General features: G+C 54.5%; 26 protein-coding genes. 16 read left to right on the top strand and 10 right to left on the bottom strand.

All coding sequences use genetic code 11. The features are described 5' to 3' along the window. Nucleotides 1–39 precede the first annotated feature (39 nt). From KORLAC_RS09255 to KORLAC_RS09240, 4 genes are read right to left on the bottom strand one after another with little or no spacing between them, the layout of a single operon-like run. Nucleotides 40–963 (bottom strand): class I SAM-dependent methyltransferase, encoded by a 924-nt coding sequence (locus KORLAC_RS09255; RefSeq protein WP_068305753.1) that lies wholly within the window; start codon nucleotides 961–963, stop codon nucleotides 40–42. Continuing rightward, nucleotides 953–2,731, bottom strand: a complete 1,779-nt coding sequence (locus tag KORLAC_RS09250; protein WP_068305751.1) for a cytidylyltransferase domain-containing protein — start codon at nucleotides 2,729–2,731, stop codon at nucleotides 953–955. Before KORLAC_RS09250 ends, KORLAC_RS09255 begins: the two co-directional genes overlap by 11 nt. Next, entirely contained in the window at nucleotides 2,716–3,594 is an 879-nt protein-coding gene (locus KORLAC_RS09245) for an N-acetylneuraminate synthase family protein (RefSeq protein ID WP_068305749.1), read from the bottom strand. Before KORLAC_RS09245 ends, KORLAC_RS09250 begins: the two co-directional genes overlap by 16 nt. Then, a complete protein-coding gene (locus tag KORLAC_RS09240; RefSeq protein WP_068305747.1) occupies nucleotides 3,594–5,264 on the bottom strand; it encodes a tetratricopeptide repeat protein in 1,671 nt (556 codons plus the stop codon). Before KORLAC_RS09240 ends, KORLAC_RS09245 begins: the two co-directional genes overlap by 1 nt. 300 nt (nucleotides 5,265–5,564) lie before the next feature. Between KORLAC_RS09240 and flbT the strand changes: the two genes are divergently transcribed. The 8 genes from flbT to KORLAC_RS09200 all read left to right on the top strand — a co-directional run bounded on the left by flbT (nucleotide 5,565) and on the right by KORLAC_RS09200 (nucleotide 12,448). Next, complete coding sequence (gene flbT, locus KORLAC_RS09235) at nucleotides 5,565–5,957, top strand: flagellar biosynthesis repressor FlbT (protein ID WP_068305745.1); 393 nt, start codon at nucleotides 5,565–5,567, stop codon at nucleotides 5,955–5,957. Nucleotides 5,958–5,982: 25 nt separating this feature from the next. Beyond that, entirely contained in the window at nucleotides 5,983–6,408 is a 426-nt protein-coding gene (flaF, locus tag KORLAC_RS09230; RefSeq protein ID WP_068305742.1) for a flagellar biosynthesis regulator FlaF, read from the top strand. Nucleotides 6,409–6,673: 265 nt separating this feature from the next. Then, nucleotides 6,674–7,501, top strand: a complete 828-nt coding sequence (locus KORLAC_RS09225; RefSeq protein WP_068305740.1) for a flagellin — start codon at nucleotides 6,674–6,676, stop codon at nucleotides 7,499–7,501. 234 nt (nucleotides 7,502–7,735) lie between these two features. Beyond that, nucleotides 7,736–8,566, top strand: a complete 831-nt coding sequence (locus KORLAC_RS09220; RefSeq protein WP_068305738.1) for a flagellin — start codon at nucleotides 7,736–7,738, stop codon at nucleotides 8,564–8,566. A 277-nt stretch (nucleotides 8,567–8,843) separates the two neighbouring features. Continuing rightward, nucleotides 8,844–9,671: a flagellin gene (locus tag KORLAC_RS09215; RefSeq protein ID WP_068305736.1), complete on the top strand. Its 828-nt coding sequence runs from the start codon at nucleotides 8,844–8,846 to the stop codon at nucleotides 9,669–9,671. 114 nt (nucleotides 9,672–9,785) lie between these two features. After that, nucleotides 9,786–10,196: a flagellar protein FlaG gene (locus KORLAC_RS09210; protein ID WP_068305734.1), complete on the top strand. Its 411-nt coding sequence runs from the start codon at nucleotides 9,786–9,788 to the stop codon at nucleotides 10,194–10,196. A gap of 228 nt (nucleotides 10,197–10,424) precedes the next feature. Continuing rightward, entirely contained in the window at nucleotides 10,425–11,270 is an 846-nt protein-coding gene (locus tag KORLAC_RS09205) for an AAA family ATPase (protein ID WP_068305732.1), read from the top strand. A gap of 5 nt (nucleotides 11,271–11,275) precedes the next feature. Continuing rightward, nucleotides 11,276–12,448 carry a vWA domain-containing protein gene (locus KORLAC_RS09200; RefSeq protein ID WP_068305730.1) on the top strand — a complete coding sequence of 391 codons (1,173 nt, stop codon included), beginning with the start codon at nucleotides 11,276–11,278 and terminating at the stop codon, nucleotides 12,446–12,448. Nucleotides 12,449–12,519: 71 nt separating this feature from the next. Here the strand turns inward: KORLAC_RS09200 and KORLAC_RS09195 are convergent, their stop codons facing one another. Beyond that, nucleotides 12,520–13,014 carry a TonB family protein gene (locus tag KORLAC_RS09195; RefSeq protein ID WP_068305728.1) on the bottom strand — a complete coding sequence of 165 codons (495 nt, stop codon included), beginning with the start codon at nucleotides 13,012–13,014 and terminating at the stop codon, nucleotides 12,520–12,522. Between the two features lie 321 nt (nucleotides 13,015–13,335). On the opposite strand from KORLAC_RS09195, the gene KORLAC_RS09190 reads away from it, so the two are divergent. Further along, nucleotides 13,336–14,820, top strand: coding sequence for an alkaline phosphatase family protein (locus KORLAC_RS09190; protein ID WP_068305726.1), 1,485 nt, complete (start codon nucleotides 13,336–13,338; stop codon nucleotides 14,818–14,820). Between the two features lie 66 nt (nucleotides 14,821–14,886). On the opposite strand, the gene KORLAC_RS09185 is transcribed toward KORLAC_RS09190, so the two are convergent. The 4 genes from KORLAC_RS09185 to KORLAC_RS09170 all read right to left on the bottom strand — a co-directional run bounded on the left by KORLAC_RS09185 (nucleotide 14,887) and on the right by KORLAC_RS09170 (nucleotide 16,635). Beyond that, nucleotides 14,887–15,384 carry an Hpt domain-containing protein gene (locus KORLAC_RS09185; protein ID WP_068305724.1) on the bottom strand — a complete coding sequence of 166 codons (498 nt, stop codon included), beginning with the start codon at nucleotides 15,382–15,384 and terminating at the stop codon, nucleotides 14,887–14,889. Further along, nucleotides 15,377–15,928: a response regulator gene (locus KORLAC_RS09180; RefSeq protein ID WP_068305722.1), complete on the bottom strand. Its 552-nt coding sequence runs from the start codon at nucleotides 15,926–15,928 to the stop codon at nucleotides 15,377–15,379. Before KORLAC_RS09180 ends, KORLAC_RS09185 begins: the two co-directional genes overlap by 8 nt. Nucleotides 15,929–16,024: 96 nt before the next feature. Continuing rightward, complete coding sequence (locus tag KORLAC_RS09175) at nucleotides 16,025–16,369, bottom strand: Hpt domain-containing protein (protein WP_068305720.1); 345 nt, start codon at nucleotides 16,367–16,369, stop codon at nucleotides 16,025–16,027. Continuing rightward, on the bottom strand, nucleotides 16,369–16,635 hold the full coding sequence (locus tag KORLAC_RS09170) for a hypothetical protein (protein WP_068305717.1): 267 nt from the start codon (nucleotides 16,633–16,635) through the stop codon (nucleotides 16,369–16,371). The genes KORLAC_RS09175 and KORLAC_RS09170 overlap by 1 nt, the downstream gene beginning before the upstream one ends. A gap of 177 nt (nucleotides 16,636–16,812) precedes the next feature. Here KORLAC_RS09170 and KORLAC_RS09165 point away from each other — a divergent pair, with 177 nt between their 5' ends. The 4 genes from KORLAC_RS09165 to KORLAC_RS09150 are packed head-to-tail and all read left to right on the top strand — an operon-like array spanning nucleotide 16,813 to nucleotide 22,639. Continuing rightward, on the top strand, nucleotides 16,813–19,602 hold the full coding sequence (locus KORLAC_RS09165; RefSeq protein ID WP_139167435.1) for a coiled-coil domain-containing protein: 2,790 nt from the start codon (nucleotides 16,813–16,815) through the stop codon (nucleotides 19,600–19,602). Nucleotides 19,603–19,638: 36 nt separating this feature from the next. Then, nucleotides 19,639–20,706 carry a TRAP transporter substrate-binding protein gene (locus tag KORLAC_RS09160; RefSeq protein ID WP_068305711.1) on the top strand — a complete coding sequence of 356 codons (1,068 nt, stop codon included), beginning with the start codon at nucleotides 19,639–19,641 and terminating at the stop codon, nucleotides 20,704–20,706. 5 nt (nucleotides 20,707–20,711) lie between these two features. Beyond that, nucleotides 20,712–21,275: a TRAP transporter small permease subunit gene (locus KORLAC_RS09155; protein ID WP_068305709.1), complete on the top strand. Its 564-nt coding sequence runs from the start codon at nucleotides 20,712–20,714 to the stop codon at nucleotides 21,273–21,275. Continuing rightward, complete coding sequence (locus KORLAC_RS09150; protein WP_068305706.1) at nucleotides 21,275–22,639, top strand: TRAP transporter large permease; 1,365 nt, start codon at nucleotides 21,275–21,277, stop codon at nucleotides 22,637–22,639. The genes KORLAC_RS09155 and KORLAC_RS09150 overlap by 1 nt, the downstream gene beginning before the upstream one ends. A gap of 58 nt (nucleotides 22,640–22,697) precedes the next feature. On the opposite strand, the gene spbR is transcribed toward KORLAC_RS09150, so the two are convergent. Further along, entirely contained in the window at nucleotides 22,698–23,852 is a 1,155-nt protein-coding gene (spbR, locus tag KORLAC_RS09145) for a SpbR family protein (protein WP_074519304.1), read from the bottom strand. 235 nt (nucleotides 23,853–24,087) lie between these two features. On the opposite strand from spbR, the gene KORLAC_RS09140 reads away from it, so the two are divergent. The 3 genes from KORLAC_RS09140 (at nucleotide 24,088) to KORLAC_RS09130 (ending at nucleotide 26,889) form a co-directional block, all read left to right on the top strand. Beyond that, nucleotides 24,088–25,695 carry an alanine/glycine:cation symporter family protein gene (locus tag KORLAC_RS09140; protein ID WP_068305702.1) on the top strand — a complete coding sequence of 536 codons (1,608 nt, stop codon included), beginning with the start codon at nucleotides 24,088–24,090 and terminating at the stop codon, nucleotides 25,693–25,695. Nucleotides 25,696–25,777: 82 nt separating this feature from the next. Beyond that, on the top strand, nucleotides 25,778–26,206 hold the full coding sequence (locus tag KORLAC_RS09135; protein WP_068305700.1) for a c-type cytochrome: 429 nt from the start codon (nucleotides 25,778–25,780) through the stop codon (nucleotides 26,204–26,206). Nucleotides 26,207–26,250: 44 nt separating this feature from the next. Then, nucleotides 26,251–26,889: an MlaC/ttg2D family ABC transporter substrate-binding protein gene (locus KORLAC_RS09130; protein ID WP_068305698.1), complete on the top strand. Its 639-nt coding sequence runs from the start codon at nucleotides 26,251–26,253 to the stop codon at nucleotides 26,887–26,889. Nucleotides 26,890–26,891 lie beyond the last annotated feature (2 nt).

Raw genomic sequence — 26,891 nt, 5'->3', positions numbered from 1 at the left:
TCAACCCATTCAATATACCAAACCGCTCGTGGGTTTTGATTATGACTTCTGCGCAAATACAATGGCAAGGCGCCCAAAGCCTACCCCTGCCAGGCTTTTGTACAAATTTACGCGCGCTTCGGGTTCATGCTTTGCAAGCATCTCGTCCAGATGCTTCCGCTTATTATGCAGGTTTCGCCCCAAAACACCGTCAGTAGTATAATCTTGCCCCATCAACAGGAACAGCTCCATCGGGAAGTTTGTACCCCGCTCTTTGACGGTCAGGCCTACGCGCTGGAGCAGTCCCTCAAGGCTATCGAAATCAAAATAATTCAGATGATGGCTCGGAACCACCCACCATTTTTCAGCCCCGGTTTCAGAACAGAATGCTCGTTGCAAGGGGTTAAAATCATTGGGCACTGACAGGCAAAGCAGGCCACCGGGCAGCAACAGGTCAAAAGCCAGTTCAAGCAGGTCTTTTGGGTCTGGAATATGCTCAAGCACCTCACTCATATGAATGAATGAAACCTTATCCAGGGTTGCGGCCAATTGCTTGTCAAACATGGCGTTTACAACTTCAACGCCGCGCGACCGCGTGAAGGCTGCAGCGTCAGGGGAGGGTTCAACGCCCAGGCAGTCCCAGCCCAACTTACGCCCGACTTCCAGGAAATCGCCCGGCCCACACCCAATATCAAGGACACTTCGCGGAAGGTCATCTGGCAGGAAACCCGCGACAGCTTGAAACCGATCCTTATATTCAATCGCGCGCCAGGCCTGATCTTCTTTGTTGAGGGACAAATAGTCCGGCTTGCCCACCTGATAGAATTCTTCTTTGTAAAACCGCATCAATTCCGCCTTTGACGGCAAGGGTACAACATGCTTGAAACCACAAACATTACAGTCAATCACCGTTGAGCCGTCTTTCCGGACGACCTCCGGACCCTCGTGGCGGCCATAATCGCTGGATTGCCATTCATGATGCATTGTGAAGCGCTCCTCTTGAATGTGCCTGCAATTTTTCCTGCACGAGCCGCGCAAAACGGCCCTGAGCACCTTGCAAACGGTCTGCTGCAGCAGGAATTTCAACTGGTGCCGCTTGCTGCATCATAGAGGCGAGCTGTGACACAGCATCATCCACCGTTTGCATGACGAAGTCAGGCATCTGTTTTTTCAAAACCTGCCATTCTTCTGCCGTCGCAGCCTTTAGTGGGTCAAATACAATAGTGGGCACATGGGCATTAAGGCATTCATAAAAGGAAACCCCGAAGACACAAAGCGCCGCATCAAAGCCAACAACAAACTGGTGCAAGTCTGGCGGCGAAACGGCAGTGGTCCATCGCGGCGATGCCTGCGTTCCCGATCCCACGTTAGGTGTTGCTGCATACGGCCCCTGTACCCAGGTAATTTGAACGTGTCCATGCAGCGCAGCGAGCAGTTTTTCTGGAAGTACCTGGGCCAAACCCGCAGGATCAGAACCACCAGTCAGTATGACGACACGTTTGGCTGTACCTTCGCTGGCTTGACCCCTGTTCCCAAGAAAGGGCTGCCTCAATAACATGCAATCCAGGCCATACTGCAACTTGGCACCAAGTCGTGTCACTGCTTCTTCCGGCAGATAAACCGAAGGCACCCACAGGAAGTCAAACAGTTGGTCGGCGTGCAGTGCCCGATCAATCCCAACCCGATATACATTCCCTTCACACCTTGCCATCAAGGTCGAAGCGTCCTGATCGATCTCCTTGAGGTCAACAATAACGGCATCGTGGCCAAGGACTTCATCCGAGACCGACTGAAAGCCGTCAACCCACGTGTGGGGCAGCAAATTGAGGCTTTCGAACGGTACGACTTGTCCCCTGATAAAAAGCCTCACACGGGCTCCCATCGTGGCCTGCAATGCAAATGCTGCAACGCAGATACGGGAAAGATGCCCCAATCCAATCTCCGGCCCAACTTCACTCAAGAGGGCGATTTCTTTAATGTCCTCGCTGACGCCTCTTTGGTGAACGTCTGCATTAATCGCCCTGAGTTCCGGCTCAGCCGTCAGTCGATCAACAACCCATTCCAGCGCTACAGGCGTACCCTGGTCGTGGCACGCGTACCAATCTTCATAGACCCTTCGCATGAAGTAATAATCCTGGGCGGTATCAACGGAAATTCGGTGCCTGATACTGGAAAAAACCTCCGCGTCGTTCGCATAGGCTATAGCGGCGGGCTCAACTTTTTTGGAATGATGCCAGGCAGCCCCCACATGTTCACGCTCGTCCGCGGTGCTGGAAGCAGCGTACATCCGGTTCCAGAAGCTGCGCCTGACTATATCGAAGCCCACATGAATGGTTCCCTGCGACCCATTAGGCAATGTAAGCTTGGACACTTCCGCATCAGGTGCATCCTTGAGCGCACGCAACAGGGCCGCCACAGTGTCCATATCAATAAGCGGGCAATCGCCACAAACATACAGAATGATGTCAGCATCCTCTTGGACCACTACTTCATTCACCCGCCCCATCAGGTCGTTAACGTCGCCATCAAATGCGTGACAGGCAACACCATAGTCTGCGGCCCACGTGACAAGGTCGTGGTTATAATCGTCAGCTGTTGTTGCCAATACAACCTGATCGATTTCCGGCACTTGTCTCAGTCGGTCCACCACATGTGCAATCAATGGCTCAGAAGCCAAATGAAGCAAATGTTTCCGTGGCAGGCGGCTTGAGTTCAGCCGCGCACCAATGACTGCGACTACCCGTCCCGCCATTCTCGCCTCACGTCCAGTGTCGGACGGAGACCGTCTGATGGGTCCGCACGCCACGGTCTGTCGTCAATCTCCGCAGGAGTTGGTGCCTTGTCGCCGCAGCCATCTGCGGTCGCCAGTCGACGGCAATCTGCAATCACTTTAGCCATCTCGTCAGGAAGCCAGCAATGGCCTGCTTCATACTCTGCACCCTGCCCTTCAAGGTCCAGGTGGAACTCGATCATGCTCGCCCCGAATTTGTCGATGGCCCGATGCACCACCCCCGGATCACGACTATGGTCTGACCAGCCAACGGCCACGCGGGTGGCTTCCCGAATTGTTTCGATGGCCGCTAGGTTACAGTTTTTCGCTTCAACTGGATAGCCTGACACGCAGTGCAACAACGTAAGGTCAGTCCCACCAGCCTGGCGGAATACATCAGCCGCATGAGTTACCTCATCAAGCGTTGCCATACCGGTTGACAGCACCAGTGGCTTACCAGTCCTGGCGCACGCCCTGATCAGGTCATCCCAAAGCAATTCATAGGAAGCGATCTTGTAGAAATCTACATGCGGCTCCAATTCCGCCACGGCCTCGAGATAGAAGGGCGTACAGGAGAAGGCAATGTCCACAGCATCACAAGCTGCTTTCAAATCGGGAAGAAAGGCTGTTGGCAATTCCCAGGCCCGCCGCCGAGAGTGTTCTTCACTCTTCTCAAGAACCTCCGGCGCAAACAGGTCATCAATCCGGAACAGTTGAAATTTGACAGCATCACAGCCGATTTCTGCCGCCTTGTTGATAAAGGCGATACAACGCTTCAGGTCCCGGGCGTGGTTGCTGGACACTTCCGCGATGAAATAAGGAGATGTGTTGCGCCAGCCTGCCATTATCCAGCGTCCAGCAGGTCAGCAAGGGCCGCACGAACATCGTCAACAGGCTTGTCCCAGTTGCCACGTTCCTCCCCTTGGGTGAAGTATTTACCCTGTGGCAAAAATTTGGGACGACCGCCATCGAAGCCAAAGCGCCACCACGGTTCCATTTCACACATCCACCATGTTCGGGCACCCAAGCTTGCAGCAAAGCTTAGGGGCGATGTCGGTGCCCCCAAGACAAGATCAAGGTTGGCCATGATGGCGAGGTTGGCTTCGATATCGTTTTTCATGTCAACGCCATCGAAAGTATGGATCTTGATGCCATGCTCTTCTTCAAACGCCTCAAGCTCTTCCCCGACGTTCGTATACTGGAGGCTGAAAAACGTAACCCCTTTCGTAGCCAGAATGGGCAGCAGCTGTTCCAAACTCAGATAGCTTCTCTTCCGAATCCCGGTGATATTGCCGCTACGCCAGACAATTCCGACCTTCAGACCTTCGCCTGCGCCCGCAATCTTTTTGGCAAATTCCGCCGCCAACGCCCGGTCTGCGCTTAAATAGCCATTGGGGAATTCTTCGATATCCTCGGGACCTTCCCAGAAATATCCGGGCAAACTCGCAATCGGAACAGCCCAGTCAATTTCCAGACCATCATCGCGCATCGCATATTCAATGTCCGGGAAGGAGCGATAGATATAGCCATATTGGCTTTTCGTGGCATGCCGCGCGACAACCGCATTTGGGAATTCACGTTGGAAAATGGAGACCAGCCGGGGTTCGCAGCCGATGTACAGCTGTTTTGCCTCCGCATAGACACGGTGAAGAAGCGGCGCAAAGGCCACCTCGTCCCCAATACCCTGTTCTCCCGTTACCATAAGTGTTTTGCCGGCAAGCGAACTACCGTCCCAGCGAGGGACCTTGTGGGTATAGGACAGGCTTTGACCCAGTTTACGTGAAGGGTCCATACGGAATTCATATTCCTTGAAGGCTTCTTTCAGTCGCCCCATGTGCATCAGGCAGAAGGCATTGATCAGGTGCGGTTCAGGGTTTTTGGGTTCAAGCTTGATGGCTTCAGTGATAATCTCATGACGCTTGGCCTGGTCTTCCTCTGCGCCAGCAAGGTTGCTGTAGGCTTTGAAGTTTTTCGGGTCCAACCGGATTGATTCATGGAAGAAGGCCTTGGATGCTTCCCTGCCGTCCCGCTGCTGCACCAGGCTGCCCAAAACGTTCCAAAGCCCCGACACCTCCGGGAACATCGGGATTACGGCCTGAAGCATGGAAATACCGGCGTCATATTCTTCCGCGCCTGACAAAGCAGATGCCAAGTTAATATAGTGCCCCGGAGTCTGAGGGTCGATTTCGATCAGGATGCGACCGATCTTGACCGCAACATCATACATGGTCATTTCAAGCGCCATCTGAAGCATGATCGCACAGATATCTGGTGTCGCCTTGTGACGTTGCAAGGTTTTTTCAAGCAGCTCGATCGCTTGCGAACGGGCACCAAGCTGCACCAGCGCATGCGAAAGGACTGTCAACAAGGGCAAGTCGTCAGAGTATACCTCCCAAGCAACCAATAGATGCTTCGCTACAGAATGCCAGTCACCGGCCTTTGCAGCTTTACGACCGAGCTCAAACTCCTTGTTGGCGCGCGCCTTGGTGATTTTCTTCGGTTTAACATTTCCCATGTTTACAGCCTTAGCCCCATATTCAGATTATCATGACGCACATAAATTCTCCCGAACCTTTGATTTCGGGCCGGGCGCGCAGCAACAGTCACTCTGAAGCTGCAAAGGTAACATCCCGGCACAGGAGAAGTTTGCACCCTGACATCAATTATGCAATGCAAATGCCAAGCAAATTAACGGACTATCAAAAAAAAATTTCTTATTATACCATGGCATAGAGGCAATATGGCAAAAGTGAACCCATGTCTCACATATTGATAGGCAAGCTGAAATCAGCGGAACTTTCGGGGAGAGGACCATATGGCGTTAAAGCTTTCTTTAAAGCCTGATGAGAAACTGGTGATTAATGGCGCGGTAATTGCAAATGCCGACAGGCGGACAACATTGATTGTCCACAACAAGGCCTCGATCTTACGAGAAAAGGACATTTTGCAGGAAGAGGACATTACGACACCAGCAAGGCGCATCTATTTTCCGATCATGCTTATGTACATGGATCAGGGACAGGTCGACAAATACTATGAAGAGTTTGTTGTCCGCATGACGGAATTCATGAATGCCATCAGTACACCCGAAGCGGTTGAACTATGTGTTTCCATCAGCCGGGACGTAATGGACAAGAATTATTATCGAGCACTGATGAACTGCAAAAAGCTGGTTACTTTTGAGAAGACGAGACTTGGGGGAAGTTGAGAATAGGTAACAAACGGGAAAGTAAATGTCATACCAAGCTTACCAGAAAGCTCAGCATTCTGCGGAAAACGCAAGCCAGGTGGAATACCGGCTGTTCGCAGAAGTCACCAATGCCCTGATGAAGGCCAAGGAAAGGGCAACACGGGACAAACAGATGGTCGAGGCACTGGACTGGAACCGGCGCATGTGGTCGGTCCTGTCCTCGGACTGCGGCACTGAAGGCAATGGCCTCCCTCCCCAGTTGCGCGCTGGGATCATCTCCCTTTCCATATGGGTTTCCAAACATTCATCCGCCGTGATGCGCGGCGAGGAATCCATCGACGACCTGATCAATATCAACCGCACGATCATGGAAGGCCTTGCCGACCAGGCAAAACTGCAGCAGCGCGCCCAGGACGAGCAGCCCGAGCCATCACCGCAGGACCAGAAGCCAATTAATTCACTTCTGTAGGCAAGATCTGCCGTAAACCGGCAACATTTTCCCACCAAACCTGATCCTTTTTTCCCACCCGGCAAATATTACCTTATTTTCTTAATGCCGTCGATGGCGACCACCACCACCCATCGGCACGAAAAACCCCTTTATTTTCAACGAATAGGGAATTTTTTTCCGCCCAATGGGAAAAATTGGCACACCCCATGCAATGGTGATTTCCGAAAGCAAAAGGCTTTCATGAGCAAAAGGCTCAAACGACATCTCAGAATGGAGAAACAGTATGTCATTTTCTGTAAACACCAATGCTGGTGCATTTGCTGCTCTGCAAAACCTCAACTCCACCACTAACATGCTTAACAAGACCCAGACCCAGATTAACACGGGTTTGAAGGTTTCGTCTGCCAAAGACAACGCGGCCGTATTCTCGATCGCGCAAAAACTGCGTGGCGACGTATCTGGTCTGAACGCTGTTAAGTCCTCGCTGGACCGCGCCATGTCCACGATTGATGTTGCTGTGGCTGCAGGCGAAGCGGTTTCCGACCTTCTCATTGAAATGAAAGAGAAGGCAGTGTCTGCAAAAGACTCTGGCCTTGACACTGCAAGCCGTACTGCCTTGAACGATGAATTCGAAGAGCTTCGTGATCAGATCACGTCGATCGTATCGAACGCTGAGTTCAACGGTACAAATGCAGTAGAGTCAGGTGGCGCAGCAATCGTAGCCATCACTAACGACGATGGTTCCAACACCATCACTATTGCAGCACAAGACCTGTCGCTGGGCAGCTCGAACGTGACAGTTGCAACGACGACTACAATTGACACGTCCGCGAATGCTTCTGCAGCTGTGGCTGCCATTGAAGCCTCCATCACCAATGTGAACAGCTCACTGTCTGCTCTTGGTGCAGGTGCCAAACGCCTTGAACTGCAGCAGTCTTTCGTTGGCAAGCTGTCTGATACCATCGAAGTTGGTATCGGTAACCTCGTTGACGCCGACCTGGCCAAGACAAGCGCTCAACTGCAGTCCCTGCAGGTTAAACAGCAGCTGGGTCTTCAGGCCCTGTCCATCGCCAACCAGGCACCATCGACAGTTCTCGGACTCTTCCGGTAAGTGGTTCAAAGAAACCATGACTTTTAAGGGGCCCTCGGGCCCCTTTTTTTATGCGCTCTTTCATGGTGCTATAGGGCATTCTTTGCCTGCAATTTCTGCCGCAAGGCAGTTTACGCCCAACCCAACCCATAAAAATACCCTTACCTTTCAGAGACTTAATCTGGCACGCTGCTTGCGCTTAACGAAACCAAGAGCAAAAGGCTCAGTTGATTACTCTCAGAAAGGAGAACAGAAATGGCTTTTTCCGTTAATACCAATGCGTCCGCGCTGTCAGCGCTTCAGAACCTGAACATTACAGACCGGGCGTTAGGAAAAGTGCAAACGCAAATTAACACGGGGCTTAAAGTGGCTTCATCGAAAGACAACGCAGCAGTTTTTGCTATCGCACAAAGCCTCCGGGCTGATGTGTCGGGCTTGAATGCTGTTAAGTCCTCGCTGGACCGCGCCATGTCCACGATTGATGTTGCGGTTGCAGCAGGAGAGGCGGTTTCCGATCTTCTGATTGAAATGAAAGAAAAGGCAGTCGCCGCGAAAGATTCGGGGCTGGATACGTCCAGCCGGACTGCTTTGAACGACGAGTTTGAAGAACTGCGTGACCAGATCACCTCAATCGTTTCAAATGCCGAGTTCAACGGCACCAATGTTGTGGCTTCTGGAGGCAGTGATATCGTTGCAATCACAAATGATGATGGTTCTTCCACCATCACGATTGCAGCACAGGACCTGTCGCTTGGTAGCGCAAACGTATCCGTTGCCAGCACGACAACCATTGACACCGTAACGAATGCAGCCGCTACTGTGTCGGCCATCGATGCATCAATCACTGCAGTAAACTCGTCCTTGTCAGCTCTTGGCGCAGGCGCCAAACGGCTTGAGCTGCAACAAGCCTTTGCCAACAAGCTTTCGGATACAATCCAGATCGGTATCGGTAACCTTGTGGACGCCGATATGGCGAAAGCCTCCGCAACCCTGCAGGCGCTTCAGGTGAAGCAACAGCTGGGCCTCCAAGCCCTGTCTATTGCCAACCAGGCGCCTCAGGCTGCTGTAAGCCTTTTCCAAGGTTAAAGTCTAAAACCATATCCGGGTCGGCCTACGGGCCGCCCCGGCATTTTTTTCCCACCTCAATAGGCAAAAACTGCTCTAAATCGCATAATGGGCAAAAATTGCCCACCTTTCCGTTTGTTTCAGAATCCAGAACTACATCTCTTTTTCTATATATATCAGCACCTTAAAAGAAAATGCCACGATGTATATCTTGGCACCATTATTGCACTGTTATTTCCAGGACAAAAAGTCCTTAGGGCAAAATGCCCGTTAAATAACTCCAAAAAGGAGAAGCAAAATGGCTTTTTCGGTAAATACTAATGCAGGCGCGTTTGCTGCCCTGCAAAACCTGAACTCTACAAGCAGCAACCTGAATACGGTGCAAGGCCGTATTAATACAGGCCTGAAAGTAGCTTCTGCAAAAGACAACGCAGCTGTATTCTCGATCGCGCAAAAACTGCGCGGCGACGTTTCCGGCTTGAACGCTGTGAAGTCCTCCCTGGACCGCGCGCTTTCAACTATCGACGTTGCTGTTGCAGCTGGTGAAGCGGTATCTGACCTTCTTATTGAAATGAAAGAGAAGGCAGTGTCTGCAAAAGACTCTGGCCTTGACACTGCAAGCCGTACTGCCCTGAACGACGAATTCGAAGAGCTTCGTGATCAGATCACGTCGATTGTCTCGAACGCAGAGTTCAACGGCACCAACGTTGTTGAATCCGGCGGTTCTGCAATCGTGGCGATCACAAACGATGATGGCTCCAACACCATCACGATTGCCGCGCAAGACCTGTCTCTCGGTAGTGCGAACGTTACAGTTGCAACGACAACTTCCATTGACACTGCAGCGAACGCTTCCGCGGCTGTGACTGCAATTGAGGCTTCCATCACTAACGTGAACAGCTCGCTGTCCGCACTTGGTGCTGGCGCGAAACGTCTTGACCTGCAGAAAGAGTTCGTAGGCAAGCTGTCTGACACCATCGAAGTTGGTATCGGTAACCTCGTTGACGCGGATCTGGCCAAAGAGTCTGCTAGCTTGCAAGCACTGCAAGTGAAGCAGCAGCTTGGCCTGCAAGCACTGTCGATCGCCAATCAGGCGCCTTCGACCGTACTTGGGCTCTTCCGTTAATTGAGCTGATTGGCGGGCTGCCGTCCGGCACCCAAGGCAGCCCGCCCTTCGCCCAGGCAAGAGCATGAACGTTAACGAAACAATGAGTTTAACCATTGTTTCAGGAGTGGACCGATGACTGAGATTGGAAAAATAAGCAGCAGCGCACAGGTCGTAGACCTCCGTGGCGCGAAAACTGCTAAGCCAGCCTCGAATGACGTCGACCGCTTGACAGGCATCAAAGCCCAAAGCGGGCAAACGTCAGGAGCTGAACCTCTGTCTCATATTGAGAAGAAGGCTCAAAACGCCAATGCCACACCGCTGGAGCGGGCGGCTGAGGCCCTGCAAAGCTTCCTACCGGAAGAAGAGCAGGCTCCGAATACGCGATTGCGTATCGATAAAGACGACGAAACAGGACGGTTTGTTTACAAGAATATCGACACCGAGTCCGGTGAAGTAATCAAACAGTTCCCACCAGAATCTATTCTGGAGTTTCTGTCCTATTATCGGCATGTCGCTGGACTGGCAGTAGACGATAAAGCCTAGGCTTGAGTTAACCTAAATTAAACGGTTAATGCGGTAACGTAGCTCAAGCCTAAGCTGATAATGATACCCCAACCTGTATCTGCCCCGATGGGTGCGGAACAGGGTTTTTGCGTTTGTCCACCAAGCAATATATCGATATCCCCACCACGCCACTGTAGGGCTGGACATCACAGACATATGCGCTACGTAAGTAGCAATTCCATTTGTTCGTTTCAGGAGTTTGACACGATGAAGTTTGCTGGCACCGAAAATTATGTCGCCACCGATGACCTGAAAGTTGCAGTCAATGCTGCGGCGACGCTCAGGCGCCCTCTCCTTATCAAAGGTGAGCCCGGAACCGGGAAAACAGTCCTGGCCAATGAAGTCGCGGATGCATTCGGATGCCGATTGATTGAATGGCACATCAAATCCACCACAAAGGCCCAGCAAGGCCTTTACGAATATGATGCTGTTTCCCGTCTGCGCGACAGTCAGCTAGGCGATGAAAAAGTCAAAGACATCAGCAACTACATCAAAAAGGGCAAGCTTTGGGAAGCCTTCACGAGCGACGAAACACCGGTACTTTTGATTGACGAAATCGACAAGGCTGACATTGAATTCCCGAACGACCTGCTGCTGGAACTCGACCGCATGGAGTTTCATGTTTACGAGACCGGCGAAACGGTGAAAGCCAAGAACCGGCCAATCGTGATCATCACATCCAACAATGAAAAGGAACTGCCGGACGCCTTCCTGCGCCGCTGTTTCTTCCATTTCATCAAGTTCCCTGACCCAGAAACGATGAAGGACATCATTGCGGTCCACTATCCCGACATCCAGCAAAGCCTGGTCAAGGAAGCGCTGAATGTCTTCTTTGAACTTCGCGAGGTGCCTGGCCTCAAGAAAAAGCCGTCCACAAGCGAACTGCTTGACTGGCTGAAGCTCTTGATGGCCGAAGACCTGCCACTGGACGTGCTTAAGTCCAAAGACCCGAAAACCATCATCCCGCCGCTGCATGGCGCGCTTCTCAAAAATGAGCAGGACGTCCATCTGTTTGAGCGGCTTGCCTTCATGAACCGGCGCCAGGGTGCTTAAAGACCATGTTTAACAGTTTCTTTTACGACCTGAAGAACGGTGGCGTACCCGTCAGTATCAAGGAGTATCTGACCCTTCTTGAAGCCATGAAGGCAGGCTGCGCCGGCTTCAGCGTGGAAGACTTCTATTATCTGGCCCGGTCTGCGTTCGTGAAAGACGAGAAGAATCTGGATAAATTCGACCGTATCTTCGGGAAGACATTCGAAGGCATCGAGTTTATTGGCGATGAAACAGTCGAAATACCGGAAGAATGGCTGGAAAAACTGGCTGAGCTTTACCTGTCCAAGGAAGAAATGGAGGAGATCAAGTCTCTCGGCAGTTGGGACGAGATCATGGAAACGCTGAAGAAGCGCCTCGAAGAACAACAGGAGCGCCACCAGGGCGGCAACAAATGGATCGGTACAGCCGGAAAAAGCCCCTTCGGCGCCTATGGCTATAACCCCGAAGGCGTGCGCATCGGCCAGGACAAGGGCCGGCACGGGCGCGCCATCAAGGTTTGGGACAAACGCGAATACAAGAACCTGGACGACAGCGTTGAACTGGGCACCCGTAATATCAAGGTAGCCCTGAGGAAGCTTCGCCAGTTTGCCCGTGAGGGCGAGGCCAGCGAGCTGGACCTTGATGACACCATCCGGTCCACGGCCCACAAAGGATACCTCGACATCAAGATGGTGCCGGAACGCCATAACGCTGTGAAGGTGTTGCTGTTTTTTGATGTGGGCGGGTCAATGGACCCACACGTCAAGGTATGTGAAGAGCTGTTCTCTGCCGCCAAATCAGAATTCAAGCATATGGAGTTCTTCTATTTCCATAACTGCCTCTATGAAAAGGTATGGAAAGAAAACAGCCGCCGCTTCAACGACTTCCAGTCCACGCTTGATGTGCTGCACACCTACCCGCACGACTATAAGGTCATCTTCGTCGGTGATGCGTCCATGAGCCCTTATGAGATTACCTATCCAGGCGGATCGGTGGAGCACTGGAATGAGGAGTCCGGCGAGGTGTGGATGAACCGGGTCACGCAGGTTTACCAGCGTGCAATTTGGCTGAACCCGATTCCGGAAACACACTGGACCTATTCGCAATCCATCCAGATCATGAAGACGCTGATGGAAGACCGTATGTTCCCGCTGACGGTCAGCGGTATCGACCGGGCCATGCGCGAACTGCGCCGTTAGGCGCCAAAACTAGGCTGAACATGAAAAAGGGCCCATCAGGGCCCTTTCCTTTTCTGCGGTTCCGCCTTGTTCTAGTCAGCGCTGGCATCTTCAAAAGAGATGCTCGCTGTCACCGGCCCGCGATTGCTCGCCACCTCGCTGCCAGTCACGCGGCCTTCCCGCATCAGATTGCGCTGCTCCATCGCTGATCCCGCAAGCGCATAATTCAGCTGCAGAGAAAACGTAAGTTTCTCACCGTCAAACTCAGCGGGAAGTGCCGGGAAATCAGCTTTTGCGACGACGCGCTTCGCAGCTGAATTCAGCAATGCGCTGTCAGTGCGCTGCAGCAGGTCTGACGCAATGACATCCCCTGCCCTGTTCACCGTCACCCGGAAGCTGGCATAGCCCTGGTCGCCCTTGCGCGCCGCAAAGGCAGGATATTTCATTACTTTATCAATGCTGCTGCCCGCAGTCTCGGCCCAGGTATTCAAGCCTTCTTCATGGCCTGCCTGCGCAGCACCGCTCAACAACATTACAGACAATGCCGCTGCACCAATTGCACTCTTTTTCAAAAAACTGGTCGTCATAGTCTTCTCCTCGCTTTCAGGATTGCGTGTCGCTCGTGTTTCAATGCCCGGCCTTTGTCTCTGGCGTCTTTGCGCTGCGCCGGTAAATGAAGAATGCCTGAAACCGGCTCGGTTGCGATACCGACACGATGAAAGGAGGAGAAATTGCGACCTGTCGATAAACCGTACGACCGAAGTTTATATCTTTCACATGCCAATATGAGTGTTGCCGCACTGCGCTGTCACAATATGTCTAAATTAGCCTTTTATAGCTATGGCTGAGTTTGCTACAACAATGGCGATGTGCGCCCACATATCAATTCAAGTTCCGGGAAGGAATATATGAAAAACATACAATTGAGATCCGTGGCGATTGCGACAACCGCACTGGCCACCTCACTTTTCGCGGCTTCCGCTGTTGCCCAGGACACTGGCACCACGGAAAGCTGGTTTGATGCGGGCGCCAAAGCGGTCACCGAACGAGCGGTACGACCGGTAAATACCAAACAGGCCAAGAATGTCATTCTGTTCGTGGGCGACGGCATGGGTATCTCAACCCTGACCGCAGGCCGCATTCTGGAAGGCCAATTACAGGGCAAGTCCGGCGAGGAGAACTATCTGAGCTTCGAACGCTTCCCATACACGGCTCTTGTCAAAACCTACAACGTGGATGCCCAGGTGCCGGATTCTGCTGGCACGGCTTCGGCGCTCAATACTGGTGTCAAAACCCGTATCGGTGCGATCAACACCGCGCCAACCCAGCCCAACGCCCAGTGTGCGGGCGCCATGGACACAGCCCTGACACCGCTGGCCTATTATGCCGAGCAAGCCGGCATGGCAACTGGCATTGTCAGTACCGCACGGCTGACCCACGCGACACCTGCTGCTGTCTATGCCCACAGCCCAAGCCGTCAATGGGAAAACGACGGTGAGCTGCCGGAAGAAGCTGTCACGAACGGCTGTCGGGACATCGCACAACAAATGCTCGACCCGATAGGCGGGAACGGCCTTGAAGTGGCATTGGGCGGCGGGCGAAGCAATTTCCTGCCCGATGGTACAGGAGAAGGCCGCCGCAAGGATGGTCGTGACCTCACCAAGGAATGGTTGGCAAGCGATAGCAGAGCTGCCTATGTCGAAAACGAGCAAAGGCTGGCGCAAATAGATATAGCCAACACATCACGCCTGTTGGGCCTTTTCGATAAATCCCACATGCAGTTTGAGGCCCAGCGCGGTGACGAGCAACCAGACCTCGCCGAAATGACCGAAGTTGCCATCAAGATGCTGCAGAAAAGTGACGGTGGCTACTATCTGATGGTGGAAGCTGGCCGGATCGACCACGGTCACCACGGCGGCAGCGCCAAGGCTGCTCTTTTTGACACGGTTGCTCTTTCGAAGGCCGTCAGAAAAGCCATGGAAATGGTCGACCTGGATGAAACACTGATCCTTGTGACCGCTGACCACAGCCACGTGTTCACGATGGCCGGCTACCCCAAGCGCGGCAATCCCATCTTCGGCCTGGTAACTGGCCCATATGAAACCGAGCCTACGCTGGCTGAAGACGGCAAGCCATACACCACACTGGCCTACCAGAACGGGCCCGGTGCCGTGAAAGGGGAACGGAAACACCTGACGGAAGAAGACATCGCAGATCCGATGTTCAAGCCCCAGGCTCTTGTCCCGACCCGCAGCGAAACCCATGGTGGCGAGGATGTTGCCTTGTTCGCGATTGGCCCTTGGGCCCACCTGGTAAGCGGCACCATGGAACAGAATGTGGTCTTCCACATCATGGACAAGGCGCTCAATCTACGGAAACGCGCCGCCGACTAGGCACCCAACACGCATACGAAAAAGGGACCGAAATTCGGTCCCTTTTTTTCAATCTCGCTCACTGGCCTATTTGTCGTATTTGGTGATCGCCTGATTGAGGCCTTCGATCAGTTTTTCACCAATCTCGCCACCACTGCCGCTGACACGCCCGCGGATCACGGCACGCATGGCATCCAGGTGCGCCTTGATCAGCTCGACCTGATTATCAGTGATCTCGTCCCGGGAATAGGAAAAGCCATACAACGAATCCGCGATTGTTGTGATCAGCGGATAGCCAAATGTGCCGCCCTGCCCCTTCATGTCATGGGCAATGTGGTTGATCGCCTCCAGGCTTTCACGGCGTTTTTCCGGGCTGTCAACACACCGGCCATGCTGTTCCTGCAGCTTCACAATCAGGCCCGACACCCAATCCGGATAGTCTTCAGCCATCTTTTCAAGCGCGGCTTCCGCGGCCTCAAGCGCTTCGGGCGAAATGGAAACCTTGCCTGGCGCAAGCCCCGCAGTCTTTTCCTTCAGGCGGTTCTTGAACCGGTAGAAGCGGACGATGACCTTCTTCTTATCCACGGATCACCTCCACACCTTCGCTCTTGTCCGTCAGGACACGGCGTTCAGTACCACCATATTCAAGCTTCTGGCGGCGTCTGTCCGGGCCGAAGAAATCCTTGGTATGCACAAACTGGCGAGGCCGCTCGATAATGGAAATCAGCTTTTCACCAATATTCTTGATGGTGAAGGGTTTCGCCAGCATGTCGGTAACACCCATTTCGCGGGCCTGAAGCACGCGCTCGGGTTCCGAATAGCTGGTGATCATCACAAACGGCACGAAGCGGTCAGGGCTATCCTTATGGCGGCGCACCCAGCGCAGGAACATCATGCCATCGATCGGATGCATGTCCCAATTTGAGATGACAATGTCGATTTGCTGCACCCCCACTTTCATGGGCTCATTCTTCACGCGCTGCAGGAAATGGATTGCGTCGCCCCCATGTTCGACAGCAAACACGTTACCAACGCCAAGGACCTTCAGGGAATTTACCAGCAAGGAGCGGATGAACGGGCTATCTTCCGCCAACAATACATTTACCCGGTCAAAATCATAATCGCTCATACATGTGCCTTAATTATCCTGCCCCACACAGGTTGATAAACTTTTTTACCGTTAGTTTTGACGCCCGGTCAATCTTTTCGCTTTCATTTCACCAGTTTAACCAGCGTTGATCACACCCTCAAGCTCCGCGAGGCGCTCCTTCAGGGTATCAAGAATCGGCCCACGGCGCGGGTCATTCGCCGCAGGTTCCCCCAGCATCTCTGCCCGTTCCGCAGCGCGCGCGAGCCGCCACGCCCCGATCCCCCGGGCCGCCCCCTTCAGCTTGTGGGCTGATGATCGCCAGCCGTCCCCCTCAGCGGATGAGAGGGCATCAAGGTAAAGCGGCGCGTTATCGAGGAAGATTTTCAGGACATCACGCGCCAGATAAGCGTCACCCCCAGTGTACCCCTTGAGGTGTTCGCGGTCCAAAACGACGGACTCGTCCCAATCGGATTCGGCCATTAACCAGCATCCTTGCCAAGGGCCGCGCGTCCTTCGCGGGTCAGCTTGCAAACCAGCCAATCAGGCTTGATCGGGTTCCTGTACCAGGGCTCGCACCAGCCTTTCGACAGGCAAGACTTTATTGTCGCGTCCTTGATACGCTGGCCGTCCCGGTCAAACAGTGGCAGCTTGCCACCAGGCTCGGAAAGCCCTCTTTCAAGATAGCGTTTCTGTGCACCACTGGGCTTGGCCTTGGTGGCAGGTGTCTGTTCCAACAGATCGTTCATAAAACCCCTTCCCTTTCATGAAAACGATCACGAACCGTCATATTGCCATAATCTTCGTTAAAATTCTTCTTTTCCGATAAGGAACAAGCTGGCACGTGTTGACGTTCTGGTGTTATTCATAAACTGTAACAATAGAGAAAACTATTTCATATGGGTGGCGGTAACGCCGGGGGCGGCATGTCAAAAGCGGAAATGGACTTCCCAGAAACGTCTGAGCAAAAGTCGGTCGAGGGCAACGACGCGCTGCCTGAAGCCAATAGCGAGAATGCGAAAAAAGCCATCCGGGCCCGCAACACGCGGCGCCTGATGCCTTTCATGCTGGCCAGTGTCTCATCGCTGGGATGGCTGGGTGCTGGTGGCTATTACCTGACCAACGCAGGCGTCAACATTGCTGCGATGGCACCCGAGGCTGCTGCCGCAATCATCGGCGGCCTGACAACGCCCATAGCCATTTTCTGGCTGATTGCCCTGGCCTTCCAGCGCACAGACCCCTTGCTTGAGCGTAGACTGGCCATGGCGCAAAGCCTCCACAAGGCCGTGGCGCCTGTGGAACTGGCAGAACAGCGCCTGTCGCAGCTGAACCGCTCGCTCAAAAAAGAACTGACCAACATCGAAGCCGTCGCAGACCTGGCGTCTGACCGGATTGATAACCTGGAGAACCGTTTCCAGGAGCAGATCAGCAACCTGTTTTCAGCCACGGCAGACACAGAAGCCCGCACCACCAGCATCCGGGAAATCCTGGAGCGCGAGCGCGGCAGCATGTCAGACCTGACAAAAGAAATCGAAGGCCGCTTCAACAACCTGGAAGCCATTGTCAAAGCTATGGCAGCAGACCTTTCCGGCGCGGGCGAAAACGCGGCCGGCACGGCGCTTTCCGCCAAGGAAAAGATCGACGAGAGCCTCACGGCCCTTCACGGCGCTACAGACAATATGGAAGCCCGGCTCGACAGCGCCAGCAGCCAGATGTCGAAAAAGGCAAACGAAGTTCAGGAAATGTCGATGGACGTGGAGCTGCGCCTGCAGACTGTCACAGACAATGTACTGTCCGGCATGGACCGCTTCCGCCACGATGTGGAAGGCCTTGAAGGCCGGTCCGCAGAGCTTTCCGAACATATGACCACTCAGGCGAATGTGCTCAATGAACTGGCACAGCTGGCTGCGGCCGAATCCGCCAAAATCGAAGAAGCCTTGCGGTCCCACGTCGGTGAAGTCCGTACAGCTGCCACCGATGCGTTGGCGCACACCGAAGAAGTCTCGACCATTGTGTCCGAGCGTGCCCAGACCATGTCCGAGAAGATGACCGAAGCCGTCAGCCAAGCCAAAGCCATGCTGGATGAAGCCGGTAAATCGCTCGAAGACCACTGTGAGGCCGCGCTTTCCACAAGCAAGTCGGTGAACGAGCAGACGCTGGCGACCACCGAAGAAACCGGCAAGGCCGTGCTGGAGCACGCCCGACAGGTGGACCGGGTGCTTGATGACGGGCTTGAGCGCGCGCGTCGGGCGCTGGATGAGACCATGGCGTCCATCACCAGCCACAGCGATACTGCTGCAGCCCAAGCAGAAGAAGTTGCTGCACGAACCTTGCAGCATATCCGCCAGCTGCGTGCGGGCGTTGAGGAACAGCTTGAAGAACTGGCCAAGGCTGGCGAGACCGCAGGCACCCAACTCGGGGCTTCCGCAGACCAGATAGGGGCGAAGGCTGACGAACTGACAGAAAAAGCTGGCGCCACCAGTGAAGAGCTTGCAGGCGTCAGCGAACAGATGGGCGCTCAAAGCCAGCAAATCGCAGAAGTATTGAATGATACCCGCATGAAGCTGGCACGGCTGGAGGAAGATCTTTCTGCCCAGCGGGATGCGCTCAACAATGCCTCGAACGACGCTGCTGAACGCGTGATCGAAGCCGCCGAACGCTTCACGTCGCACGGGCGCGAGCTTCAGGAAGCAGCCGAACAGGTCGGCGAAGCCCTGGAGGGCAAGTCAGGCAATCTGGTGTCCATTGTTGAGCATATGCGCGAAACGGGCACCCAGACAGCCGACGACCTGACGGCAGCTTCGGACACACTGAAGGAGCGCAACACCGACCTGCGGACGGAACTCAAGGAATCCAGCGATGCACTGGGAAGCGCCGCGGAAGCCTTCTCCGGCGAACGGGCGCGCATCAAGGACGAAACCGAAGGCGTGGTGAAGAACCTCAATCAGGCTTCTGACACCATGAGCAAGGAAGTCGACCGCTTTGCGCTCAGCTCGATGGAAGCCGCAGCGCGCCTTGATGCCGCCAGTCAGTCCCTGATGGACCAGACCGAGCGGGCGCAGACGGAAATGAAATCCTCCGTCGACGAAACGCGCGACGAACTGGCCGCCAGCATGGAGGAAATCTCCAACAAGGCAGCAGAGCGCATCACCTACCTGCGCGAAGAAATGCAGGCCACCCTCGCCCGCGTGTTGGAGGAGTATACCGACACGGCCGAGCAGGCAGAGAAGGAAAGCGCGCTTCTGGCCATGCGCATCGGCACAGAAGCCGACAAGATCGCCAAACAGGCGAACCAGTTCATGGACCATACGGCCCAGATTGAGCAGCGCATCGCCAGCGCCACCAAGAATGACTTCGCCCGCACATCCACGCTGTTGATGGAAAGCCTGCAGTCGACCTCCATCGACATCAACAAGGCCATTTCCACGGACCTGCCGGATGATGTGTGGGAAGCCTATCTCGCGGGGGACCGGTCAGTATTCATGCGCCGGTCGCTCAAGATTGCAGACCGCAGCACCCGCAAGACCATCGCCGACAAGTTCAAGACAGACCCGGAATTCCGCGAGGCGGTTACCCGCTATTGCCGCGATTTCGAGGGTATGATGGAACGGGCGATGCTGGGGGACCGCGGCAGCGCCATGTCTGTCACATTGATTTCATCCGATATGGGCAAGCTGTATATTTTGCTAGGACAATCGCTCAAGAAATTCGGCTAAGCCATTATAATTAAAGCGAGTACGGGAGGGGAGCCTATGCGCGCGCACATCATTGCGGCACTTGCCACCTGCAGCCTTCTTTCAGGCTGCGGTACTGAAGAAGCCAAAGACCAAAGCCCGGTTCAAGCGCCCGAGAAGATCGAATGGCGCATGACCAGCACCTACCCCAGCACACTCATCCAGTTGGGCACCATGGGCAAACGGCTGGAGCGTGAAGTGAACGCCATCTCTGGCGGTAACATCACACTGAAATTCTACGAACCCGGCGTGATTGCCCCACCCTTCGAGACGTTTGACGCCATCAGCTATGGCGCCATTGAAGCCGGCTGGTCCACCCCCGGCTACTGGGCGGGAAAAGACAGTGCGTTGCAGCTGTTTTCCGCCGTACCGTTCGGGCCGTCAGCGCCGGAATATCTGGCATGGATTGATTATGGCGGCGGGCGTGAGCTGTTTGAAGAGGTTTACCACAAGCATAACATCCACAGCATTCTGTGCGGCATGACCCCGCCTGAGGCGTCCGGCTGGTTCAAGAAGGAAATCAAGAGCATTGAAGACTTCAAAGGCCTCAAGATTCGCTTCTTTGGCCTAGGCGCCAAGGTGATGGAGGAAATCGGCGCCTCCCCACAGCTGATTGCGGGCGGTGAGATCTATCAGGCGCTGGAGCTGGGCACCATCGACGCAACCGAGTATGCCATGCCGGCTGTCGACTACCGCATGGGCTTCTATCAGGTAGCAAAACACTATTATTTCCCCGGCTGGCACCAGCAATCCACTTTCTTTGAGCTGATGATCAACCTGGATGCCTGGAACAGCCTGTCAGACCTTCAGAAATCCCACATCGAGGCCACATGTTCGTCGAACATCCGCTACGGCATATCCGAAGGCGAGGCCTTGCAGGCAGACGCCATGGCCGCTCTTGAAGCCGCAGGTGTGCAGATCCACACATGGTCGCCGGAAATTCTGGCTGAGCTCGAAGCCGCCTGGAACAAGGTCGCTGCCAGGATGGCGAGCAACGATCCCGAGTTCGCCCGCGTCTGGGAGAGCCTCCAGACCTTCCGCAAGAAATACAAAGCCTGGTCCGACCGCGGCTACCTGAAGGAATGAGGGTTATGGAACGCCTCTTATCCTTCGCAGCAAAGCTGGAGCGCATCAGCAGCGCCATTGGCCGCCTTGCTGCCTGGGCTATCATTGCCCTTGTGCTGGTGATCATGACAGATGTGATCCTCAGGCGCTGGTTCGTGATCGGCTCCACCAAACTGCAGGAACTTGAATGGCACCTGCACGGCTTTCTGTTCCTGCTGTGCCTTGGCTGGGCCTACACAAAAAACGCCCATGTACGCATTGAGCTGGTAAGCGAACGCCTGAGTGCCCGTACCCGCGCCTGGATTGAGCTGGTCGGCTGTATCCTGTTCCTGCTGCCGTATGTCAGCGCCGTGCTGTGGTTCGGCTATGACTATGTCAGCTACAGCTGGGCCTATAACGAAGCCTCTGCCTCACCCACCGGGCTGCCCGACCGCTGGATCATCAAGTCGGCGATCGTCATCGGCTTTGCCGTTCTTGGTATTGCCGCCATTTCGCGACTGCTGCAGGCCGTTGTCTTCCTTTTCGGCAGGCCTGAGCAGGCAGAACGCACGCCTTTCTCCCAAACTGAACCACAGACGGGAGAAAGCTGATGGATATGCTGATCGAATATCTGCCGTTCCTGATGTTCCTGGTGCTGACACCGTTGCTGTTCTCCGGCTATCCGGTCGCGTTTGTACTAGGCGGTGTTGGTCTGGCCTTCTGGCTGCTGGCCGTGGCGCTGGGTCTTGAGAATGAGAACAGCTTCTTCCTGATCATCGGCCGCATTTTTGGCGGCGTGGTGAACAAGCAGGTGTTGGTGGCCATTCCCATGTTCATCTTCATGGGGACCATGCTGGAGAAAAGCGGTGTGGCACGCTCGCTGCTTTACACCCTGCAATTGATGACCCGCCGCATCCCCGGCGGCCTGGCGCTGTCTGTCACGCTCCTGGGCGTGATCTTGGCAGCCACCACCGGTATCATCGGCGCCAGCGTGGTGATGATGACCCTTCTGGCCTTGCCGGTGATGATTGACCGTGGGTACGACAAAGCACTGGCGTCCGGCACCATCGCGGCGTCCGGCACATTGGGCATTCTGCTGCCACCCTCTATCATGCTGGTGGTGATGGCCGATCTGTTGTCCACCTCCGCGGGTGGGCTTTTCATGGCGGCCATCGGGCCCAGCCTTGTGCTCGCAGTTTTGTATATGGGATACATCCTGGTTCGCACCAGCCTGAACCCGGCGCTGGCGCCGCCGCTTGGCGCCGAAGCCGCAAAAGGCCAACTGACAGTTGGCCGCATCGTCAAAAGCTTTGTGCCACCCATTCTGCTGATTGTTGCTGTGCTTGGGTCCATCTTTGGCGGCATCGCCACACCAACGGAAGCCAGCGGCGTGGGAGCTGCGGGTGCCCTGATCCTGGCTGCTGCGAACAGAAAACTTAGCTTCGCGACGCTCAAGAACGTTGTCGAACAATCAGCCCTGACATCCACCATGCTGTTTGGCCTGTTTGTCGGGGCCACAGCTTTCTCGTTCGTCTTCGCACTTCTGGGTGGGCACGACCTGATCCTGCACCTGATGGAAACCTCAGGCGCCGGTCCGTGGCTGATCCTTGGGATCCTGATGGTAACCGTCTTTGTGCTGGGGTTCTTTTTCGACTGGATCGAAATCACCCTGATCATCCTGCCTGTGTTCGCGCCCGTCATCTCGCAACTGGATTTCGGCGATCACCTGTCGGACCCAAGCCATGTGCTGCCGTGGTTCGCCGTTCTGATGGCAGTCAATCTGCAGACCAGCTTCCTGACACCGCCCTTCGGCTTTGCCCTTTTCTATATGAAGGGTGCCGCGCCGGCCTCCGTAAAGCTTACAGACATCTATCGGGGCATCGTGCCCTTCGTTCTGCTGCAGCTTCTGGGGTTGATCATGCTGCTGATATGGCCAGAAATTGCGCTCTGGCTGCCAGCTTTCATGGCATCCTGACAAAAGAAAAGGGACGCTACGCGGCGTCCCTTCATCAACATTCAATCTGAAAAACGAATCATTTCGAATCAGATTCGTTCGATTCGCTTCCCTCTACTGCCTGCAGCTTGCCGATCAGATAATCCAGGTTTTCGGTATCCACGTCATTTTCAACTGCGGTCAGCACCCGCTCGATCATCAGTTGGCGATACATCTCCCGGTCATCACCGCCGGTCTCCAGCATTTCGTCGGCAACCTCGAGCGCAGCCCGTGCCATGGGCAGGAACTGCGGCGGCATCTTGGCCACTTCAAACAGACGCTTCATGCCTAGCTCGCCTTTGTCGTGAACAAGCTTGTATGCGTTACTGACCGGAATACCCACCTTCTTGGCCAGTGCCACTTCGAAGAAGGTCGTGTCGCCCATGCAGAGCGCCCTTAGCATCAGTGTGGGTGTCAGGCGGCCATTTTCAGCCAGCTGGTCAACCAGTTCCTGCACAGTGGCGGATTTCTGACCACCTTCCAGAAGCGATACTGTAGCCTTCTCACGGCTTTCCAGCAGAAGGTCTGCCGCCATAGCAGGCGAAACCTCATGGTGGGTCATGATATGGTCGCGGATCTTCTCGGACACCATGGTCACAAGACGTTCGGCGACACCGATTGGCAGTTCGCCGCGCAGCGCCATCGGTGTTTTGACCGCGTCGCTATCGCTGAATTTCTCAAGAACCTTGTCGTAGGTCTTCTCTGCGATCCTTGCCGCTTCATTGCCGACAAGCGTCGCGACAACTTCTTCATTGCCAGAGTCAGCCAGCGCATCCGCCACATCTTCAGAAACATCCTTGCGGCCCGCTACAGCTTTCTGGACCGAAACCCCTTTGGTGCGAACGATTTCAATCAGGTCCTGATCTGTCAGGACACTTGAGAATTCAACGACCGGCAGCGCGACCTCGTCCACGTCCTTCGCAAGCGACGTCGCAACATCGCGCGGAACGTCAGGGTTTTCCTTCAGGCTTTCAGCCAGCGCGTGCCGAACCCGGACTGAAGCGTCCTTGAGCATGACCCGGAAAATGTCTTCCGCGATCTTGCGTTCCCCTTCCGTGAGCGCCGCATCACCAAAAGTTGACGCTACCTTGGCGGCCGCCGCTGCCCGGTTATCGACGTTCGGATCCTGCAGCAGTTTCGCGACATCGGCGCTGGAAAGCTTGGTACTGTCTGACAAGGCCTTATCCCCACTCATGTAATTTCATATGAACGCTACGGTAAACAAGTTAAGCGCCAGTTAAAAGGGCGTGTCCGCCTGAATTTGTGAAAACCACAGCCCTCTCCCGATTTTGACTATAGTTTCCTTGAGCCTGCGCCGTTTAGCGGCTAGCATGCGCAACAATTTTAACCGGACGGGCCTACCGTCCCAAGAATATTTTGTCTGGGCAAGAAAATAATAATGCGCCCGTCAACAGGGGAAGCTTTGAGTTATGTATAAACGATTACTGGGAGCCTTGGCCGCAGTCTTTGCACTAAGTGGGACAGTGCATGCTGCAGAACAATCATCCTTCCAACAATTCCTGGATGATTTCTCCATGATGGTGAACGACGCCGTTTCACCTTTCACAACGAAATTCTCTGAAATCATTTTCTATCCAATTCCTATGGATTGGCTGGTTGACGGTGCTCCTGGACTGCCTGTCATTGTATTATGGCTTTTTTCTTTTGCGCTGTTTTTCACCATCTATATGGGTTTCATCAACTTACGCGGATTCACGCAGGCCTTTCGGATCGTAAAAGGCACTTATGACAACCCAGATGACCCTGGTGAGGTGACCCACTTCCAGGCGCTGACAGCGGCCCTATCCGCAACTGTTGGCCTTGGAAACATTGCGGGTGTCGCAATCGCGATCTCCGTTGGCGGCCCTGGTGCCACTTTCTGGATGATCCTGGTTGGTCTCTTTGGGATGACCAGTAAGTTCTGCGAAGTAACGCTTGGCCACAAGTACCGCGACATTGACGAACATGGCGTGGTTTCCGGCGGCCCGATGAAATATCTGTCCAAAGGCCTTGCTGGCCTCGGTATGCCGAACCTGGGCAAAACCCTGTCCGTCATCTTCGCCCTGATCTGTATCCTGGGCGCGTTTGGCGCAGGCAACATGTTCCAGGCCAACCAGGCGACATTCCAGCTGGCTGCCATTGCGGCTGAATTGACGGGCGGCGCAGACAGCTTCTTCGCCGGCAAAGCCTGGATCTTCGGCCTGATCTATGCTGGCCTGCTGTCCTTCGTGATTGTTGGTGGTATCCGCGGCATCACGCACGTGACTGAATTCCTGGTGCCTATCATGGCGGCCGTCTATGTCATCGCGGCGCTGGCGATCATCGGAGCAAATATCACTGATGTACCGGCTGCTTTCGGCCTGATCTTCAAAGGCGCCTTCACTGGTGAAGGTGTTGTTGGCGGTATCCTTGGCGTGCTGATCATGGGCCTGAGGCGTGCGACCTTCTCGAACGAGGCAGGCCTTGGTACAGCGTCCATCGCGCACGCTGCCGCCAAGACCAATGAGCCTGTGGCTGAAGGCCTCGTGGCGCTGATTGAGCCGTTCGTTGATACGGTTGTGATCTGTACCATGACGGCGCTGGTGATCATCCTGACAGGCGCTTACCTGCAGGCTGGTGATTTTGACGGCATCGCCCTGACATCCATGGCGTTTGACAGCTTCTTCGATGGCTTCCGTTATGTACTAACGATTGCTGTGCCGATGTTCGCCTTCTCCACCACCATCACCTATTATTATTATGGTGAGCGGGCTCTAGATTACCTGACCAAAGGCGGCCACAAGCAAGCAACCAACATCTATAAAATGTGTTACCTGCTGGCCATCGTTGTCGGTTCTGCGATGCAGCTGACCGCTGTGATGGACTTTGCCGACGCGGCCCTGCTGGCCCTCGGGTTCCCGAACCTGATTGGCGTGTTCCTGCTGCGTAAGGAAGTTAAAGCACTGCTGAACGATTATTGGGGGCGCCTTAAAGCTGGCAAGATCAAACCTTATGTTCCCGGAGCAAATGAAAGCGGCAAACTGCCACAGGAGACTTGATCTTCATTCATGTGCTATTAAGTAAGGAACTGGAATATGTGGCGGGGGTTACCCCGCCACAACGCTATTGGGAGCTTGTGTTATGAAAAAGACTTTTGCCACTCTTGCGCTTGTTGCTGCGCTATCGCCTTTTGTCGCCCCTGCCACCATTGCAGACGATGACCCTACGTCGACGGCAATCTCTGACGGCGGCGATGCCACCAAAGGCAAACGCCTCTTCAACCGCTGCAAGGCTTGCCATAACCTGACAGCTTCCGACCGGGCCAAACTGGGCCCCAATCTGGATAATCTGTTTGGCCGGACCGCCGGAACGTCAGAAAGCTTCACCCGTTATTCGAAAGCACTGACGGAGGCCGGTTTTGTCTGGACAGAAGAAAAACTGGACGCCTGGCTCACCAGCCCCAAAACATTCCTGCCTGGCAACAAAATGCAGTTTGCCGGCCTGCGAAAAGAACAAGACCGCAAGGACCTGATGGCCTATCTGCGGGACGCGACAACCGGCGCGGAATAAAATATATCGGACCATCCGCGGCCGACATGTGAGGACACATTTGAATGAAACGCCTACTAGCAACTTTATCCCTGCTGCTGATGATCGTTGTGCCTGCGAAAGCTCAAGGCGACCAGGCCGTTGACGATGCCCGCGGTGCGATCGACTTCATCCAGCGGATTTCCGACGAAACCATTGCTGTCTGGAGCGATTCAAAAATGACAGAGGTGGAGCGTTATAACGCCTTCCGCGCCATTTTTGAGGAAGCAACAGACATTGAACTGTTGGCCCGCGGCATGCTGGGGCGCCACTACCGCACCGCTACGAGCGAGCAGCGCGACGCCTACATGAAAGCCATGGGAGACTATATTGTTTCCGAATTTGACAAGCGCATGGCTCAGATCGGTTTCAAGACCCTTGCTGTAACCGGCACCAAGGCAGCACCTGGCAAACATGGACACCTGTTTGTAAGCACGGAAGTTGAGCGCGACGAAGGCGAGCCTATCCTGGCAGACTGGCGAGTTCGCAAGAAAGACGGCAAGTTCCAGATCGTGAATCTGGAGTTTGAAGGCATCAACCTGATGATCACCAACCGCGATGTATTCTCGTCAAAGGTCAAGGACGACGGCATGGACGGTCTGATCAGCTGGCTGAAAGCACAAAACACCGCGCCACAAGCCGTTCAGGGCGCAAGCTCGGAATAAAC

It is taken from the genome of Kordiimonas lacus (assembly GCF_001550055.1).
In the GTDB taxonomy this organism is placed as follows: domain Bacteria; phylum Pseudomonadota; class Alphaproteobacteria; order Sphingomonadales; family Kordiimonadaceae; genus Kordiimonas; species Kordiimonas lacus.
Note: the sequence above shows the minus strand (reverse complement) of the source record. Positions and strands in the feature narration are given on the sequence as shown.